The organism is Nodularia spumigena CCY9414, assembly GCF_000340565.2.
Classification (GTDB): domain Bacteria; phylum Cyanobacteriota; class Cyanobacteriia; order Cyanobacteriales; family Nostocaceae; genus Nodularia; species Nodularia spumigena.
In genome coordinates this window covers 4,403,989-4,419,571 of record NZ_CP007203.1, presented here as the reverse complement: position 1 = coordinate 4,419,571, position 15,583 = coordinate 4,403,989, and the positions used below count along the sequence as shown (strand labels likewise).

28 protein-coding genes are annotated in these 15,583 nt (G+C 44.2%); 27 read left to right on the top strand and 1 reads right to left on the bottom strand.

Going from position 1 to position 15,583, the window contains the following annotated elements; all coding sequences use genetic code 11:
- The first annotated feature begins 49 nt into the window (after positions 1–49).
- From rplP to prfA, 24 genes are all read left to right on the top strand, one after another.
- The gene (gene rplP / locus NSP_RS19275) at positions 50–475 is read left to right on the top strand and encodes a 50S ribosomal protein L16 (RefSeq protein ID WP_006196737.1); all 426 of its coding nucleotides are present in this window, start codon (positions 50–52) and stop codon (positions 473–475) included.
- A gap of 3 nt (positions 476–478) precedes the next feature.
- Positions 479–694, top strand: coding sequence for a 50S ribosomal protein L29 (rpmC, locus tag NSP_RS19270; protein ID WP_006196736.1), 216 nt, complete (start codon positions 479–481; stop codon positions 692–694).
- Positions 695–713: 19 nt separating this feature from the next.
- Complete coding sequence (gene rpsQ, locus NSP_RS19265) at positions 714–965, top strand: 30S ribosomal protein S17 (protein ID WP_006196735.1); 252 nt, start codon at positions 714–716, stop codon at positions 963–965.
- 42 nt (positions 966–1,007) lie between these two features.
- Positions 1,008–1,376, top strand: coding sequence for a 50S ribosomal protein L14 (gene rplN / locus NSP_RS19260; protein ID WP_006196734.1), 369 nt, complete (start codon positions 1,008–1,010; stop codon positions 1,374–1,376).
- On the top strand, positions 1,376–1,729 hold the full coding sequence (gene rplX, locus NSP_RS19255) for a 50S ribosomal protein L24 (RefSeq protein ID WP_006196733.1): 354 nt from the start codon (positions 1,376–1,378) through the stop codon (positions 1,727–1,729). Before rplN ends, rplX begins: the two co-directional genes overlap by 1 nt.
- A 57-nt stretch (positions 1,730–1,786) precedes the next feature.
- Entirely contained in the window at positions 1,787–2,335 is a 549-nt protein-coding gene (gene rplE, locus NSP_RS19250) for a 50S ribosomal protein L5 (protein ID WP_006196732.1), read from the top strand.
- A 20-nt stretch (positions 2,336–2,355) separates the two neighbouring features.
- A complete protein-coding gene (rpsH, locus tag NSP_RS19245) occupies positions 2,356–2,757 on the top strand; it encodes a 30S ribosomal protein S8 (RefSeq protein WP_006196731.1) in 402 nt (133 codons plus the stop codon).
- A 51-nt stretch (positions 2,758–2,808) separates the two neighbouring features.
- A complete protein-coding gene (rplF, locus tag NSP_RS19240; protein ID WP_006196730.1) occupies positions 2,809–3,357 on the top strand; it encodes a 50S ribosomal protein L6 in 549 nt (182 codons plus the stop codon).
- 2 nt (positions 3,358–3,359) lie between these two features.
- Positions 3,360–3,722, top strand: a complete 363-nt coding sequence (gene rplR, locus NSP_RS19235) for a 50S ribosomal protein L18 (protein ID WP_006196729.1) — start codon at positions 3,360–3,362, stop codon at positions 3,720–3,722.
- Positions 3,723–3,821: 99 nt separating this feature from the next.
- Positions 3,822–4,346, top strand: a complete 525-nt coding sequence (rpsE, locus tag NSP_RS19230; RefSeq protein ID WP_006196728.1) for a 30S ribosomal protein S5 — start codon at positions 3,822–3,824, stop codon at positions 4,344–4,346.
- Positions 4,347–4,429: 83 nt separating this feature from the next.
- Positions 4,430–4,873 (top strand): 50S ribosomal protein L15, encoded by a 444-nt coding sequence (rplO, locus tag NSP_RS19225; RefSeq protein ID WP_006196727.1) that lies wholly within the window; start codon positions 4,430–4,432, stop codon positions 4,871–4,873.
- Positions 4,874–4,944: 71 nt separating this feature from the next.
- Positions 4,945–6,258, top strand: a complete 1,314-nt coding sequence (secY, locus tag NSP_RS19220; RefSeq protein WP_006196726.1) for a preprotein translocase subunit SecY — start codon at positions 4,945–4,947, stop codon at positions 6,256–6,258.
- Between the two features lie 5 nt (positions 6,259–6,263).
- A complete protein-coding gene (locus NSP_RS19215; RefSeq protein ID WP_173403355.1) occupies positions 6,264–6,818 on the top strand; it encodes an adenylate kinase in 555 nt (184 codons plus the stop codon).
- Positions 6,819–7,024: 206 nt separating this feature from the next.
- The gene (gene infA / locus NSP_RS19210) at positions 7,025–7,249 is read left to right on the top strand and encodes a translation initiation factor IF-1 (RefSeq protein WP_006196724.1); all 225 of its coding nucleotides are present in this window, start codon (positions 7,025–7,027) and stop codon (positions 7,247–7,249) included.
- A gap of 116 nt (positions 7,250–7,365) precedes the next feature.
- Positions 7,366–7,479 (top strand): 50S ribosomal protein L36, encoded by a 114-nt coding sequence (gene rpmJ, locus NSP_RS24510; RefSeq protein WP_006196723.1) that lies wholly within the window; start codon positions 7,366–7,368, stop codon positions 7,477–7,479.
- 112 nt (positions 7,480–7,591) lie between these two features.
- On the top strand, positions 7,592–7,972 hold the full coding sequence (gene rpsM, locus NSP_RS19205) for a 30S ribosomal protein S13 (protein ID WP_006196722.1): 381 nt from the start codon (positions 7,592–7,594) through the stop codon (positions 7,970–7,972).
- Between the two features lie 54 nt (positions 7,973–8,026).
- Positions 8,027–8,422, top strand: coding sequence for a 30S ribosomal protein S11 (gene rpsK, locus NSP_RS19200; RefSeq protein ID WP_006196721.1), 396 nt, complete (start codon positions 8,027–8,029; stop codon positions 8,420–8,422).
- 266 nt (positions 8,423–8,688) lie between these two features.
- Positions 8,689–9,636 carry a DNA-directed RNA polymerase subunit alpha gene (locus tag NSP_RS19195; RefSeq protein WP_006196720.1) on the top strand — a complete coding sequence of 316 codons (948 nt, stop codon included), beginning with the start codon at positions 8,689–8,691 and terminating at the stop codon, positions 9,634–9,636.
- A gap of 33 nt (positions 9,637–9,669) precedes the next feature.
- Positions 9,670–10,020 carry a 50S ribosomal protein L17 gene (rplQ, locus tag NSP_RS19190; protein WP_006196719.1) on the top strand — a complete coding sequence of 117 codons (351 nt, stop codon included), beginning with the start codon at positions 9,670–9,672 and terminating at the stop codon, positions 10,018–10,020.
- A gap of 74 nt (positions 10,021–10,094) precedes the next feature.
- Positions 10,095–10,985 (top strand): tRNA pseudouridine(38-40) synthase TruA, encoded by an 891-nt coding sequence (gene truA, locus NSP_RS19185; RefSeq protein WP_006196718.1) that lies wholly within the window; start codon positions 10,095–10,097, stop codon positions 10,983–10,985.
- Positions 10,986–10,997: 12 nt separating this feature from the next.
- Entirely contained in the window at positions 10,998–11,456 is a 459-nt protein-coding gene (gene rplM / locus NSP_RS19180) for a 50S ribosomal protein L13 (RefSeq protein WP_006196717.1), read from the top strand.
- Positions 11,456–11,872 carry a 30S ribosomal protein S9 gene (gene rpsI / locus NSP_RS19175; protein ID WP_006196716.1) on the top strand — a complete coding sequence of 139 codons (417 nt, stop codon included), beginning with the start codon at positions 11,456–11,458 and terminating at the stop codon, positions 11,870–11,872. The genes rplM and rpsI overlap by 1 nt, the downstream gene beginning before the upstream one ends.
- Positions 11,873–12,003: 131 nt before the next feature.
- Positions 12,004–12,243, top strand: a complete 240-nt coding sequence (gene rpmE / locus NSP_RS19170; RefSeq protein WP_006196715.1) for a 50S ribosomal protein L31 — start codon at positions 12,004–12,006, stop codon at positions 12,241–12,243.
- A 96-nt stretch (positions 12,244–12,339) separates the two neighbouring features.
- Positions 12,340–13,437: a peptide chain release factor 1 gene (gene prfA, locus NSP_RS19165; protein ID WP_006196714.1), complete on the top strand. Its 1,098-nt coding sequence runs from the start codon at positions 12,340–12,342 to the stop codon at positions 13,435–13,437.
- A 9-nt stretch (positions 13,438–13,446) separates the two neighbouring features.
- On the opposite strand, the gene NSP_RS19160 is transcribed toward prfA, so the two are convergent.
- Positions 13,447–13,896 carry a hypothetical protein gene (locus NSP_RS19160; RefSeq protein ID WP_017804346.1) on the bottom strand — a complete coding sequence of 150 codons (450 nt, stop codon included), beginning with the start codon at positions 13,894–13,896 and terminating at the stop codon, positions 13,447–13,449.
- 498 nt (positions 13,897–14,394) lie between these two features.
- Here NSP_RS19160 and NSP_RS19155 point away from each other — a divergent pair, with 498 nt between their 5' ends.
- From NSP_RS19155 to NSP_RS19150, 3 genes are all read left to right on the top strand, one after another.
- The gene (locus NSP_RS19155) at positions 14,395–14,757 is read left to right on the top strand and encodes a helix-turn-helix domain-containing protein (protein WP_006199182.1); all 363 of its coding nucleotides are present in this window, start codon (positions 14,395–14,397) and stop codon (positions 14,755–14,757) included.
- An 18-nt stretch (positions 14,758–14,775) separates the two neighbouring features.
- Positions 14,776–14,889, top strand: coding sequence for a DUF29 family protein (locus NSP_RS24500; protein WP_006199181.1), 114 nt, complete (start codon positions 14,776–14,778; stop codon positions 14,887–14,889).
- Positions 14,890–15,010: 121 nt separating this feature from the next.
- A partial coding sequence (locus tag NSP_RS19150) for an IS607 family transposase (protein ID WP_017804345.1) occupies positions 15,011–15,583 on the top strand: 573 nt, incomplete at its 3' end.

Sequence of the window (15,583 nt, the reverse complement as noted above, 5' to 3'; positions counted from 1 at the left end):
ACCAATGACCAATGACCAATGACAAATGACCAATGACAAATGACGAACCATGTTAAGTCCTAGAAGAACTAAATTCCGCAAACAACAGCGCGGACGGATGCAAGGCCTAGCTACCCGTGGCTGCAACATTGATTTTGGTGATTTTGCCCTGCAAGCTCAAGAACCATCTTGGATTACCGCCCGGCAAATTGAGGCCTCCCGTCGAGCAATGACCCGTTATATTCGCCGGGGTGGACAAATCTGGATTCGGATTTTCCCAGACAAACCAATCACCATGCGCGCAGCTGAAACCCGGATGGGTTCTGGTAAAGGTAATCCAGAATATTGGGTAGCCGTAGTCAAGCCAGGACGCATTATGTTTGAAATCGCTGGTGTTACCGAAGAAATCGCTCGTGAAGCGATGCGTTTGGCGGCAAATAAGCTACCGATTAAAACTAAGTTTATTGTGCGTTCTCAACCAAAGGAGCAGGAGTAGGTTATGCCTCTTCCCAAGATTTCAGAAGCTAGAGAATTCAGCGACGAGCAGCTGGTTGAGGAAATTCTCGCTGTTAAAAAACAACTGTTTCAGTTGCGCTTGCAAAAAGCGACAAGACAACTAGAAAAGCCTCACCAGTTCCGACACGCCCGACATCGCCTATCCCAATTGCTGACTGTCGAGACTGAACGTAAGCACAGCAGCAAGTCAACCGACTAAAGAACAACAATAGGAGATTATGGCAATCAAAGAACGAGTCGGCTTGGTAGTGAGCGACAAAATGCAAAAAACTGTAGTAGTTGCTATAGAAAATCGCTCTCCCCATCCCAAGTACGGCAAAATCATGGTTAAAACTCGTCGTTATAAAGTCCACGACGAAGAGAATCAATGCAAAGTAGGCGATCGCGTGCGGATTCAAGAAACTAGACCTTTGAGTAAAACCAAACGCTGGCAAGTCAAAGACATCTTGAATACTAAAGCCACAATGTAACCCTGGTTACACGAATCAATCAGGATAAAAGGGAGACTAATTGTGATTCAAACCCAGACTTACCTGAATGTCGCAGATAATAGCGGTGCAAAAAAAATTATGTGCATCCGTGTATTAGGTGGTGGCAACAGACGTTATGGTTTTATCGGCGACAGAATTATCGCCGTTGTTAAAGATGCCATTCCTAACATGGCTGTCAAAAAGTCAGATGTAATCGAAGCAGTGATTGTTCGCACCCGTCATAGCATCCGCCGTGATAGTGGTATGACCATTCGCTTTGACGATAACGCTGCTGTGATTATCAACAAAGATGGTAATCCCAGAGGTACACGGGTTTTTGGACCAGTTGCCCGCGAATTACGTGAAAAGAGCTTCACCAAAATTGTTTCTCTGGCTCCGGAGGTACTGTAATGGCAAACCGCAAGGAAAAGCCGAAAGTATTCTATAAAATGCACGTCAAAACTGGCGATACCGTGCAAGTAATTGCAGGTAAAGACAAAGGCAAAGTGGGGGAAATAGTCCAAGCACTACCCCAACTGAGCAAAGTCATTATCAAAGGTGTCAACATGAAGACTAAGCACGTGAAACCCCAGCAAGAAGGGGAATCAGGTAAAATCGTCACCCAGGAATTTCCCATCCATAGTTCCAACGTGATGCTATACTCCAGCAAGCAAAACGTCACCAGTCGTGTTTGTTACACCTTCACCGCAGAAGGTAAGAAAGTGAGAATGCTGAAGAAAACAGGTGAAATTCTCAATAACTAGAGAATTAGACCTTAAAAAAGTTTCCCTGACCAAGCCCAGGGATAAGGACAAGAAAGTATGCCGACAACCAGACTCAAAAACTTATACCAAGAGACAATCGTCCCTAAACTGACTAATCAGTTTCAATACACCAATGTACATCAAGTACCAAAGGTGATTAAGATTACGATTAACCGAGGTTTAGGCGAAGCGGCTCAAAATGCTAAGTCGCTAGAAGCGTCTTTAAATGAAATTGCGGTAATCACTGGTCAAAAACCAGTAGTGACGCGGGCGAAAAAGGCGATCGCTGGCTTTAAAATTCGTGAGGGGATGCCCGTGGGCATTATGGTAACTCTCCGAGGCGAACGAATGTATGCTTTTCTTGACAGATTAATTAGCTTGTCATTACCCAGAATTAGAGACTTTCGGGGCATTAGTCCGAAAAGTTTTGACGGACGCGGTAACTACACTCTGGGTGTTAGAGAACAGCTAATTTTTCCAGAAGTCGAGTACGACAGTATCGATCAAATCCGTGGGATGGATATTTCCATCATCACAACAGCGAAAAACGACGAAGAGGGTCGCGCCTTACTTAAAGAAATGGGAATGCCCTTTCGCGATCAATAAGTTCATCTAAAGAGGGAACGATGGCGGCTAACGATACAGTTGCAGATATGCTGACGCGCATCCGCAATGCCAACCTGGCAAGGCATCAAACGACACAAGTGCCAGCGACAAAAATGACTCGTAGTATTGCTAAAGTACTACAAGAGGAAGGCTTTGTTGCTGAAGTTGCAGAAGCAGGAGAAGGGATCAAGCGGAATCTGGTGATTTCCCTGAAATACAAGGGTAAAAATCGTCAGCCTTTAATCACTGCTTTGAAGCGAGTGAGTAAACCAGGTTTACGTGTTTACTCTACTAGAAAAGAATTACCAAGGGTACTAGGTGGTATCGGCATTGCCATTATTTCTACATCCAGTGGCATCATGACTGACCGTGAAGCACGTCGTCAGAGCTTGGGTGGTGAAGTACTTTGCTATGTTTGGTAGTCATTAGTTAGTCCTTAGCGCTCAGGACTTCAAGATAAAGGACAAAAAATCATGTCTCGTATTGGTAAACAACCAATTACTATTCCCGCCAAAGTGGAAGTGACAATTGATGGCCCCAAAGTTGTGGTGAAAGGCCCCAAAGGCCAACTTTCTCGCACTTTGTCTGCCAATGTAATTGTCTCCCAAGAAGGGGGAATATTAAATGTCACCCGTCGTGATGAGACCCGTGTCTCTCGGCAAATGCACGGTTTAAGCCGTACCTTGGTCGCTAACATGGTCGAGGGAGTTTCCCAAGGCTTTAAGCGTCGTTTGGAAATTCAAGGTGTAGGTTACCGCGCCCAACTTCAAGGACGTAACCTAGTTTTGAATATTGGTTACAGCCATCAAGTGAATATTGTTCCACCAGACGGAGTTGAGTTTCTTGTAGAAACTAACACTAACATCGTCGTCAGTGGTTATGACAAAGAAATTGTAGGTAACACAGCAGCAAAGATCCGCGCCGTTCGTCCCCCAGAACCATACAAAGGTAAAGGGATTCGTTATGCCGGTGAAGTGGTCAGACGCAAAGCTGGTAAGACTGGTAAGAGTGGTAAGAAGTAAAAATGAAACTTACTCGTAGAGAATCAAAACAGCGTCGTCATCGGCGCGTTCGTGGTAAAGTTCAAGGAACCCGAGAACGTCCGCGTTTAGCTGTGTTTCGTTCCAATGAACATATTTACGCTCAAGTAATTGATGATACTCAGCATCACACCTTAGTAGCAGCCTCAACTGTAGAACCAGAGTTGAAATCTAATTTAGCTACAGGTGCTACTTGTGACGCATCAGCGCAAGTCGGCAAGTTGATAGCAGTGCGATTGTTAGAAAAAGGAATCACCAAAGTAGTCTTTGATCGCGGTGGCAACTTATATCATGGTCGTGTCAAAGCACTCGCTGATGCAGCACGCGAAGCTGGTTTAGATTTCTAAAGTCATTAGTCATTAGTCATTGGTCATTAGTCATTGGCTAAGGACAAAAGACAACTGACAAAGGACAAAAGACAACTGACTAATAGAGAGCATTTGATTATGGCAACTGGTCGTCGTAAAGCGAACCGCACAAAAAAAGAAGAAACTACCTGGCAAGAGCGAGTCATCCAAATCCGCCGGGTGAGCAAGGTCGTCAAGGGAGGTAAGAAACTTAGCTTCCGAGCAATTGTTGTCGTCGGTAATGAACGTGGTCAAGTTGGTGTCGGAGTAGGCAAAGCCTCAGATGTCATCGGTGCTGTTAAAAAAGGTGTAGCCGATGGCAAAAAACATCTGATTGACATCCCTATGACCAAATCTAACTCCATTCCTCATCCTATTGATGGTGTCGGTGGCGGTGCTAAGGTGATGATGCGTCCTGCTGCCCCTGGTACTGGGGTAATTGCTGGTGGTGCGGTTCGGACTGTCCTGGAATTGGCAGGAGTTCGTAACATCTTGGCCAAGCAACTTGGTTCCAACAATCCACTCAACAATGCAAGAGCCGCAGTGAATGCCTTATCTACACTACGTACTCTTTCCGAAGTGGCTGAAGACCGGGGTATTCCTATTGAAAAACTCTACATTTAGAATGATTGACGGTTGTCAGTCAACAGTCATCACTCAACAGTGAACAGTCAATAGTGAACGTGTAAACAATTACTTATTACATCATGAGACTCAACGATGTTAAGCCCCAAAAAGGTTCAAAAAAACGCCGCCGCCGTGTAGCCAGGGGTATTTCCGCAGGTCAAGGCGCTAGCGCTGGTTTAGGTATGAGAGGTCAAAAATCTCGTTCTGGTAGCGGTACCAGACCAGGTTTTGAAGGTGGTCAACAACCACTGTACCGCCGAGTACCTAAGCTCAAGGGTTTTCCGGTGGTGAATCGGAAAATTTACACTACGATAAATGTAGAGAAACTAGCTTCCCTTCCTGCTGATACAGAAGTAACTTTGGCCTCCCTCAGAGAGGCAGGAATCCTAACTGCTGCTAAGGGTCCATTGAAAGTTTTGGGCAACGGGGAATTGAATGTATCCCTAAAGGTACAAGCAGCAGCTTTCACAGGACAAGCTCGTAGCAAAATTGAGGCAGCTGGTGGTAGTTGCGAAGTCTTATAAGTGAGCCAGAAAAGCGCACTTTGCATTTCTTATTGCTGCCAGCGCCTGGTTCACTATAGAGGTAGCATTCTATGATCAGTCGAGAAAAAGCCCCAACGGCTCAAGAAACTTTTATGCAGATGGCGCAAGCAGCTGGCCTCAGAGGTAGGCTGCTTGTTACCGTCGGTATTTTAATTTTGGTTCGCCTCGGTATATTTTTGCCAGTTCCAGGTCTTGATAGAGCGAGATTTGCCGAAGCAATAGCTGGTAATAATGCCGTCTTTGGTTTATTGGATATATTTTCTGGACGAGGACTTTCCACTTTGGGAATCTTCGCTTTGGGGATTTTACCCTTTATTAATGCGTCCATTATTATCCAATTACTCACGGCGGCTATTCCATCTTTAGAAAATTTACAGAAAAATGAAGGTGAGCAGGGCCGGCGGAAGATTTCGCAAATCACACGCTATGTAACTGTAGTGTGGGCGACTATTCAAAGTGTGGCTTTTTCGGCAATCTTCCTCAAGCAATTTGCTCTAAATCCAGGTATACCATTTGTCCTGGAGACAGCGATCGCTCTGACTGCTGGTTCCATGTTTGTCATGTGGGCATCAGAACTAATTACAGAACGAGGACTTGGTAATGGCGCATCATTGTTGATTTTTGTCAACATTGTTGCTTCGCTACCTAAAGCTTTAGGCGATACCATTGACTTGGTGCAAGTCGGCGGTAGAGAAACCATTGGCCGTGTAATCGTTCTGATTTTGGTATTCCTAGTGACAATTGTGGGGATTGTTTTCGTTCAAGAAGGCATCCGTCGTATCCCGATTATTTCGGCTCGTCGCCAAGTAGGTCGCAGAGTATTGGCAGAACAACGCAGTTATTTACCCTTGCGGCTCAATTCCGGGGGTGTAATGCCGATTATTTTTGCGGCGGCAATTTTGAGTTTGCCACTGTTAATCGCCAATTTCACTAGAAATACTGAAATAGCCAACATTGTCAATACTTATCTCAGTCCTGGAGGTTCTGGGGCTTGGGTTTATGCTCTGGTCTACTTAGTCTCAATTGTTTTCTTCAGTTATTTCTATTCTTCGTTGATTGTTAACCCAGTTGATGTAGCGCAGAACTTGAAGAAAATGGGGTCTAGCATTCCCGGTATTCGTCCCGGAAAAGCTACCAGCGAGTATCTTGAGCGTGTGATCAATCGACTAACTTTTTTAGGTGCGATATTTTTGGGCTTTGTGGCTATTATCCCCACGGCTGTGGAAAGTGCTTTAGGAGTCCCAACCTTTAGAGGCTTGGGTGCTACTTCTTTACTAATCCTAGTGGGTGTGGCAATTGATACGGCTAAACAAGTCCAAACTTACGTTATCTCTCAGCGTTATGAAGGAATGGTGAAACAATAGTGACAGTGACTCGATTAATTTTCTTGGGACCACCCGGATCTGGTAAAGGAACTCAAGCTCAAATTTTGGCTGAAGACTTGAATATTCCCCATATTTCTACAGGGGAAATATTAAGGCAAGCTATGCAAGAGCAAACTCCTTTGGGAATTAAAGCTCAAAGTTATGTAAATAGCGGCGATTTAGTCCCCGACCAGTTAGTGCAGGACTTGGTACAGGAGCGCCTTAGTCAACCAGATGTGAAATCTGGCTGGATTCTTGATGGTTTTCCTCGCAAAGTCACACAAGCAGTTTTTCTGGAGAAATTGCTAGCAGAAATGAACCAGGGTGGCGAAAGGGTAATTAATCTGGATGCACCAGATGATGTTGTGGTAGCACGTTTACTCGATAGAGGACGAAAAGATGATACCGAAGCGGTAATTCGTCATCGTTTAGACGTTTATCGTGCTGAAACTGCGCCATTGATTGATTATTATGGCGATCGCCAAAAACTGTTGACAGTCAATGGCGATCAGTCCCAAGAAGAAGTCACTCACGAATTGCAAAAAATCGTCACTTCATAGACTGAGTAGGGTTTGTCAAAATCACCATTCACTCCCCAGTACAGACGCGATCAATCGCGTCTCTACCCCACAAGGGCATAGATACAGGCCAATTTTAGCTAAGATATATTAAGAAACTGTTGATATATTTCTCAAAATATGTTCTTTTGCAGATGAAGTGCTGCAACTGAATCAATAGGAGATTGTTGCATTGAGGAAAAAACAAATTGTCTAAGCAAGATTTGATCGAAATGGAAGGCACTGTCACTGAATCCTTGCCCAATGCGATGTTTCGCGTTGATTTGGACAATGGATTTAATGTCTTGGCACACATTTCCGGTAAGATTCGCCGTAATTACATCAAGATTTTACCTGGCGATCGCGTCAAAGTTGAGTTAACTCCCTACGACCTCTCAAAAGGTAGAATCACCTATAGACTGCGGAAAAAATAGTTATATGTCGAAAATCTTACCATAAAACCATCTTTTTGGGTTCTACCCAGTTACTTAAGTGAATTAATTTCCCTAAAAATGCTATAATTTACTATTTGGAGTCAATTACAAAAGGCATGAAAGTTCGAGCCTCAGTCAAGAAAATGTGTGAAAAATGTAACGTGATCCGCCGTCGCGGTCGCGTTATGGTGATTTGCGTGAACCCCAAACACAAACAACGCCAAGGCTAACACTCTGATAAATTCAAGAGTGAAAACACAGATTAATCACCATTAAAAGCTACAAAGGCAATTATCACGCCTTTGTCATACTAACTGCGATAACAATAGGGAGAAATTAATTGTGGCACGTATTTCCGGAGTAGACCTTCCACGCGATAAGCGCGTTGAAATTGGTCTGACTTATATCTACGGAATTGGGTTAACAAGGTCTCTGGAAATTTTAGCCGCTACAGGTGTAAACCCAGATACCCGCGTTAAAGACTTAAGTGATGCTGAAGTAGCAGCCCTGCGTGGCGAAATCGAAAGCAACTATCAAGTTGAAGGTGACTTACGGCGTTTAGAAGCCATGAGCATCAAGCGCTTGGTTGATATTGGTTGCTACCGTGGTCGTCGTCACCGCATGGGCTTACCAGTTAGAGGTCAAAGAACTCGCACTAATGCTAGAACCCGTCGCGGCAGAAGGCAGACAGTGGCTGGTAAGAAGAAGGCTCCAGGCAAATAAACTTTCAACACTTGCTCGTCCAGGCAAGTTTTACCTTAGATTAACTAAACAAATATGGCAAGACAACCAACTAAAAAAGGCGGGAGCAAAAAGCAGAAGCGCAACGTACCCAACGGGATGGCCTACATCCAGTCTACTTTCAACAATAGCATTGTCACCATTACCGATCAAAATGGCGATGTTATTTCCTGGGCCAGTGCTGGTTCAAGCGGTTTTAAGGGAGCAAAAAAAGGAACTCCCTTTGCAGCACAAACCGCAGCTGAAAGTGCAGCCCGTCGGGCGATGGATCAAGGAATGCGCCAAATTGAAGTCATGGTAAGTGGCCCCGGAGCAGGTAGAGAAACCGCGATTCGGGCAATTCAAGGAGCAGGACTGGAAATTACCTTGATTCGGGATATCACCCCGATTCCTCACAATGGTTGCCGTCCACCCAAGCGCCGCCGAGTTTAAATGCAACCTGTTTGTTAGGCATTGGGTCTACAAATTGTTTCAAATGGCTTGAGCAACGAGAAGCAAGTCAGCTCTTCCTGTCGGGAGGGCTGCTAAACTTCAAACTAACCAAAATAAATAATGATTTCCCCTAAATAGGGTGATCAAATTAGACTGCCATTAAAAACTGGTAGTTGAATCTACCTAGCGAAAGCTAGGGAAAAAAAAGTAAATTCGAGGCAATAGATTTGCCTGCTAGCAGCACCTTAAAGAAGGGAGGCTAATCCGTGGCGCAGTTTCAAATTGAATGTGTAGAGTCTAATACTGAGGAAAGTCGGAGCCATTACAGTAAATTTGTGCTGGAACCTCTAGAGCGTGGTCAAGGAACAACAGTTGGCAACGCGCTGCGGCGGGTTTTACTGTCGAATCTAGAGGGGACAGCAGTTACAGCAGTGAGAATTGCCGGTGTCAGCCACGAGTTTGCTACAGTTCCGGGTGTGCGGGAAGACGTGCTGGAAATCCTCATGAAAATGAAGGAAGTAATCCTCAGAAGCTATTCTTCTCAACCCCAGATTGGCAGATTACTCGTTAATGGGCCAGCAACAGTCACCGTGGCTCATTTTGATTTGCCCAGTGAAGTAGAAGTTATAGACCAAACCCAGTATGTCGCTACCTTAGCTGAGGGCGGCAAACTGGAAATGGAATTTCGGATTGAGAAAGGTAAAGGATATCGCACAGTAGAGCGAGGACGCGAAGAAGCCACTTCCTTGGACTTTCTGCAAATCGACTCGGTATTTATGCCAGTCCGGAAAGTTAACTACAGTGTCGAAGAAGCCCGTGGTGAAAGCTCAATTCCTAAAGACAGGTTGCTGTTAGAAGTTTGGACAAATGGCAGTATTTCGCCCCAAGAAGCACTATCATCAGCAGCTGGTATTCTGGTAGAGCTATTCAATCCATTGAAAGATATTTCACTGGAACCCACAGAAACAGGTGCCGAAGTCCCAGACGACCCCACCGCCCAAATTCCCATTGAAGAGTTACAGCTATCTGTACGGGCTTATAACTGTCTCAAACGCGCACAAGTTAACTCTGTGGCCGATTTGTTAGATTTCACTCAAGAAGACTTGTTAGAAATTAAAAACTTTGGTCAGAAGTCAGCAGAAGAGGTAGTTGAAGCCTTACAGCGCCGTTTAGGTATTACCCTGCCCCAAGAAAGAGGCACTAAACACACATAAGTCCAAAATTTTACTCATTAATAGTGCATTATTATGCGTCACCGTTGTCGAGTTAAAAAACTCAGTAAACCAGCTGACCAACGTCGCGCCCTCTTGCGAGCGTTGACCACAGAGATCATCCGTCATGGTCGAATCACCACAACTTTAATTCGAGCTAAAGTTGTCCGTAGTGAAGTAGAAAAAATGATTACCCTAGCCAAAAACGGCTCCTTAGCAGCACGTCGGGAAGCTCTGGGTTATATCTACGACAAGCAGCTAGTTCATGCTTTATTTGAACAAGCTCCGACTCGTTACGGCGAACGCAAGGGCGGTTATACCCGCATCTTGCATACCGTTCCTCGTCGGGGAGATCAGGCAAAAATGGCAATCATCGAGCTAGTTTAGTTAACTTAGTCATTGGTTATTGGTCGTTGGTCATTAGTTAATGACAAGGACACAGACCAACCGACAGAATCTATATGTTAGAAAGCCAACCGGTTCCCACCGAAACCCATAGAGTCGCCCTCGTAATTCAATACGTCGGCACTCATTTTCACGGCTGGCAAAGACAAAAGCAGCATCGTTCAGTTCAAGAAGAAATTGAAACAGCGATCGCTACGGTTCTTGGCTATCATTTGACTCTACATGGTGCGGGTCGAACCGACTCTGGAGTTCATGCAGCTGCTCAAGTAGCCCACTTTGAAGCCACAGGATTAATCCCACCTCACAGGTGGGCATCAATTCTGAATAGCTATCTGCCTCAAGATATACTGATAAAGGCTTCAGCTGCTGTAGATAATCGTTGGCACGCGCGTTTTAGTGCTGCCTATCGCCGATATCGCTACACGATATACACTGAAGAACGGCCGAACTTGTTCGTCAGACCCTTCAGTTGGCATTATTATTATGCACCCCTGGATGAATGCTTAATCCAAGCTGCCCTCGAACCCTTGATGGGGAAGCATCATTTGGCGGCATTTCACCGTGCGGGTTCCAAGCGATCGCATTCTTGGGTAGAGGTGCAAGCAGCAGAATGTCATCGTAGTGGGCCATTTCTTCATATTGAAATTCAGGCAAATGGATTTTTGTATGGCATGGTACGGCTGTTAGTAGGGATGCTGGCACAGGTAGGCACAGGTAAGCTGACACTTGCTGGCTTTACCGAACTCTGGCAAGAAGAACGCCGCGAAGAAGTCAAATACGCTGCCCCTCCCCAGGGTTTGTGTTTGTTACGAGTAGGCTATCCAGATTTTCCTTTTCCCCCAGAGATTTGGTACGAAACCCTGCCTAAATTGGTCTTTCCTACAGGTATTCCCCTAGAATATTCCCAAACAGAAACCGTTTCCCTCAATTCCACACCACTCTTGTAAACAGAAACTCTAATGACAACAAAAACCTACCTTCCTCCTCAAGCAACCCTTGAGCGTGAGTGGTACGTAGTAGATGCCACTGATAAACGCCTCGGCCGCCTCGCTACCGAAATCGCCATGATTTTGAGAGGCAAAAAGAAAGCCGAATTTACGCCCCATATGGACACAGGTGACTTTGTAATTGTCATCAATGCCGAAAAAATCGCAGTTACAGGCAAAAAGCGCACCCAAAAACTTTACCGTCGCCATTCAGGCCGTCCCGGCGGAATGAAAACGGAAACCTTCGCTAAATTGCAACAGCGCCTACCAGAACGGATATTAGAACACGCCGTCAAAGGTATGCTGCCTAAAAATAGTTTGGGTAAACAGTTGTTCACCAAACTCAAAGTCTACGCTGGGCCAACTCATCCCCACGAAGCGCAACAACCCAAAGAACTAAAAATTAATACAATTCCTGGAGAAGAAAATTAATGGTAGTAGCACAAAGCAATAGCGGTCGCGCCGTGTACTGGGGTACTGGTCGTCGCAAGTCCGCAGTCGCACGGGTCAGATTGGTTCCCGGCGAAGGTAAATTAACTGTCAATGGTAAGGATGGAGAATTGTACTTTCAATTCAACGCCAACTACCTGGGAGTGATTAAAAACCCTCTAGAAACTCTGGGACTAGAAAACGAATACGACATTTTGGTGAAAGCTGAAGGCGGCGGCTTGACAGGACAAGCTGATTCTATTCGTTTAGGTGTAGCTCGCGCTCTGTGTCAACTAGACCCAGATAACCGTCCACCTTTGAAAACTGAGGGCTACCTAACTCGTGACCCCCGTGCCAAAGAACGGAAAAAGTATGGTTTGCACAAAGCCCGGAAAGCTCCTCAGTACTCCAAACGTTAAGTCAATTTTGGATTTTGGATTTTGGATTTTAGATTGTAGTCTGATCCAAAGTCTAAAATTCCCTTGTCCTCATTTCCCATTTCCCATTTTCATCTAAAAGATATAATTGATATAGGATAACGACAAAAAACATGGCTAAACCTGATATTCATCCCCAATGGTATCCAGAAGCTAAAGTGTACTGTAATGGTCAAGTTGTTATGACTATTGGCTCCACAAAGCCAGAATTGCACGTAGACGTTTGGTCTGGAAATCACCCCTTTTATACTGGTACTCAGAAGCTAATTGACACTGAAGGTCGAGTTGAACGCTTCTTGCGTAAATACGGTATGAGCAGCACTCAAGCCACAGAAGAAACTCAAGAAAAGTAGCGGGTTGGCTCTGCTGTTAACGACGACCCTGCAACTGCCGGGTCGATTGTCATTTTTGGGCGAGCCAATTTGTTATTTTTAAGGAGCGCATTTTTCATGGCTGAATCATACTTACTAGATAAACTTAAATCTGTTGAACAAACCTTTCATGAATTGACCCGTCGTCTGGCTGATCCGGATACTGCTAGCAATCCTGATGAGTATCAAAAAATCGCCAAGTCTCGTTCATCTTTGGAAGAGGTAGTAAATACCTACGAAACTTGGAAGATTGCTACTGAAGAATTAGCAGGGGCGCGTCAGGTACTCAAAGAAGCGAACGGTGATCCAGAGTTGCACGAAATGGCAGCTTTGGAAGTTAATGAATTAGAAGAAAAACTAGAACATTTAGAAGCTCGCTTAAAGGTGTTGCTGTTACCCCGTGACCCCAACGATGAGAAAAACATCATGTTGGAAATTCGCGCTGGGACTGGCGGCGATGAAGCGAGTATTTGGGCTGGAGATTTACTGCGGATGTACTCCCGTTATGCTGAACTCCAGCATTGGAAAGTCAAACTGGTGAGCGAGTCACTGGGTGAAATGGGCGGCTTTAAAGAAGTAATCCTAGAAATTCAGGGTGATAGCGTTTACAGTCAGCTGAAGTTTGAAGCGGGAGTACATCGCGTCCAGCGTGTACCAGCAACTGAAGCCGGGGGACGAGTTCACACTTCTACCGCCACAGTAGCAATTATGCCAGAAGTGGATGATGTGGAAATTCACATTGATCCCAAGGATATTGAAATGAGTACAGCTCGTTCTGGTGGTGCTGGTGGACAAAACGTCAACAAAGTAGAAACGGCTGCTGATTTGTTCCACAAACCCACTGGTATCCGGATTTTCTGTACAGAAGAACGTAGCCAGTTGCAAAACAAAGAACGGGCGATGCAAATCCTGCGGGCGAAACTGTACGAAATGAAGTTAGCCGAACAACAAGACGCTGTAACTTCCATGAGGCGATCGCAAGTTGGTACAGGATCACGATCAGAAAAAATCCGTACCTACAATTATAAAGATAACCGCGTTACCGACCACCGTCTAGGACAAAATTATTCTCTTAATCCTGTCTTAGAAGGCGAATTAGAAACGGTGATTCAATCTTGTATTTCTCAAGACCAGCAAGAACGCCTAGCAGAGTTAGCAACTTCTACTTCTAACTAATTTGCACCATTAATAAACATCATAGAAAACCGCAGCTAGTTCTGTAGCCTTCAATACACATAGGCGGTTTTCTAACGCGGTGCTGAGTACGTCTGACATTTCACTCAGATAATTGTAATATACAAACTCGTACTGGAGGATGTGATTTAACCTCTGCCATTCCTGGAGAGTTGGGCAGCAGTAAATTAATTTTTCCACTTCTGTTTGCCAACGCGCAAAAATCCGATAGCTGAAAAAGCTGCTGCACACGTTACCTTTTGCATCCCAGTAGGAGATACACACCTGATGCTTGAGACAACGGATTTTTTTGACTTGCTTAACGTCGTAGCCTTTAACTTTCAGAGCTTCTTTAACTTCTGCATCTGAAAAGTGCCATTGATCTGGTTTAATCTTATTAGAGGCTATGAGGTTTCGACCTGGACGGCGATATTTTTTAAGTTTACGTGGACTGCGGAACATTATGCACCCTTTCTAGATAATTTAACTTTGACATACTCCCATGCCTAAAGGCATGGGGATTCTAGGCTCAAACAGCGATTGCAGGTTGAGATGTTTATTCTGCTTGTGTTCGTACAGTTTAAACTTCAGTGTTCTCATGCTAGTATTATATCACTAAGGAAGGCTTTATGACGGCATGAAAAAATTAACTGTGAGATGCTCAGAACAGGAGTATGAAATGCTTATAGAATATTGCCAAGAAACAAATCGCACTCAAAATGATGTACTCAGAGAATTGATTCGGAAGTTAAAGAAAAGCCGTCCTAGAAAGACAGGGCTTTAAACCCGGGTTTTTGGTAAAACTCTATATATATTGTCTAGCTTGCAGTTAAACTTTTCAATAACAAATCTAAATTAAGAATATCATTAGCAAGCTAACTTGTAAATGCCTAAATTAATAAAATATTTCATAGGCAAAAAAAGTAAACTAGTAAGTGTAGTGGAAGAAAAATTACAGTAGTGGATTTAGAAGCTAGAAAGAAACTTGTTGAAGTAGTGAAAATGGCTCGTGGCTCCATGAGTCAGAGGGGTTTTGGTAAGCTTCTCGGCGTTTCTGCCACTGCCGTACAATTGTGGGAAAAGGGAGATTCTATCCCAGACACAGAGAATTTAGCCAACATCGCCGCCAAAGCAGGCTACACGATGGAGGAACTGCTTCACTACATTGGTGTCAAGCCAATGTCACAATCCACGGATGTCAACCAGATGGTAAAGCAGATCAAATCTATGCCATTGAATGAAGTAGCCATAGTTGGTAGAGCTGCGATGGAGAGATTGGCTGCTGCGGCAGAAGCTTCGGTAGATAAAGCAAAAGCTAGTTGAATATCTGTTGGGAATGACATGGACATAGACAAACAAAGTTTGTATGACCAAGACTTCTACGGATGGACACAGCAGCAGGCTAAAGCTTTGGAGCAGAGGCTAGTCCTAGAACTAGACTGGCAAAATCTGTGAGAGGAAATTCAAGCTTTGGGACGACAGGAGTATCGGGAATTAGTCAGTCGTCTGAGCTATCCTAAGTTGACAATTAAATAGACATACTTATACACTTATAGACAAATATCTAAGTGTATTTATGTTTAAACCACATGAATTTGCCGAGAAAATTGGAGTTTCTGTTAAAACACTACAAAGATGGGACAATTCTGGAAAATTACCAGCAAAAAGAACACCATCGGGGCATCGGTTTTATACAGAGAACGACTTATTGATTATTCAGGGATTAAAACCCACAGAGCAACATCGTAAAAATATCGTTTATTGTCGCGTTTCTTCTAATGGACAGAAACCGGAATTGAGGAATCAAATCACCGCTATGGAAACATTTTGTTTAAATAGGGGTTTAGCTGTTGACGAATGGGTATCGGAAATTGGCGGAGGCTTGAACTTTAAAAGAAAGAAGTTCTTATCAATTATGATGTCTATGCTTCAAGGCGAAATCGCAATTATTGTCATAGCTCATAAGGATAGAATGTGTCGTTTTGCTTACGAAGGTTTACCGCATACCACTTGTAAATCAATCACTATATCTCGTACTGCTGACAGTTGGTTTATCGCCTTTGCTTATGAACAAGAGCATGAACCAACCCTTAAAAAGTATGAAGTTGTAGGTGTGGATATTGGGGTAAAAGAATTAGCTACTCTTTCT

Coding starts and splice junctions, on each gene's coding strand:
- rplP (WP_006196737.1), top strand. CDS start 50: ATGTTAAGTCCTAGAAGAACTAAATTCCGCAAACAACAGCGCGGACGG.
- rpmC (WP_006196736.1), top strand. CDS start 479: ATGCCTCTTCCCAAGATTTCAGAAGCTAGAGAATTCAGCGACGAGCAG.
- rpsQ (WP_006196735.1), top strand. CDS start 714: ATGGCAATCAAAGAACGAGTCGGCTTGGTAGTGAGCGACAAAATGCAA.
- rplX (WP_006196733.1), top strand. CDS start 1,376: ATGGCAAACCGCAAGGAAAAGCCGAAAGTATTCTATAAAATGCACGTC.
- rplE (WP_006196732.1), top strand. CDS start 1,787: ATGCCGACAACCAGACTCAAAAACTTATACCAAGAGACAATCGTCCCT.
- rpsH (WP_006196731.1), top strand. CDS start 2,356: ATGGCGGCTAACGATACAGTTGCAGATATGCTGACGCGCATCCGCAAT.
- rplF (WP_006196730.1), top strand. CDS start 2,809: ATGTCTCGTATTGGTAAACAACCAATTACTATTCCCGCCAAAGTGGAA.
- rplR (WP_006196729.1), top strand. CDS start 3,360: ATGAAACTTACTCGTAGAGAATCAAAACAGCGTCGTCATCGGCGCGTT.
- rpsE (WP_006196728.1), top strand. CDS start 3,822: ATGGCAACTGGTCGTCGTAAAGCGAACCGCACAAAAAAAGAAGAAACT.
- rplO (WP_006196727.1), top strand. CDS start 4,430: ATGAGACTCAACGATGTTAAGCCCCAAAAAGGTTCAAAAAAACGCCGC.
- secY (WP_006196726.1), top strand. CDS start 4,945: ATGATCAGTCGAGAAAAAGCCCCAACGGCTCAAGAAACTTTTATGCAG.
- rpmJ (WP_006196723.1), top strand. CDS start 7,366: ATGAAAGTTCGAGCCTCAGTCAAGAAAATGTGTGAAAAATGTAACGTG.
- rpsK (WP_006196721.1), top strand. CDS start 8,027: ATGGCAAGACAACCAACTAAAAAAGGCGGGAGCAAAAAGCAGAAGCGC.
- rplQ (WP_006196719.1), top strand. CDS start 9,670: ATGCGTCACCGTTGTCGAGTTAAAAAACTCAGTAAACCAGCTGACCAA.
- truA (WP_006196718.1), top strand. CDS start 10,095: ATGTTAGAAAGCCAACCGGTTCCCACCGAAACCCATAGAGTCGCCCTC.
- rplM (WP_006196717.1), top strand. CDS start 10,998: ATGACAACAAAAACCTACCTTCCTCCTCAAGCAACCCTTGAGCGTGAG.
- rpsI (WP_006196716.1), top strand. CDS start 11,456: ATGGTAGTAGCACAAAGCAATAGCGGTCGCGCCGTGTACTGGGGTACT.
- rpmE (WP_006196715.1), top strand. CDS start 12,004: ATGGCTAAACCTGATATTCATCCCCAATGGTATCCAGAAGCTAAAGTG.
- prfA (WP_006196714.1), top strand. CDS start 12,340: ATGGCTGAATCATACTTACTAGATAAACTTAAATCTGTTGAACAAACC.
- NSP_RS19160 (WP_017804346.1), bottom strand. CDS start 13,896: ATGTTCCGCAGTCCACGTAAACTTAAAAAATATCGCCGTCCAGGTCGA.
- NSP_RS24500 (WP_006199181.1), top strand. CDS start 14,776: ATGGACATAGACAAACAAAGTTTGTATGACCAAGACTTCTACGGATGG.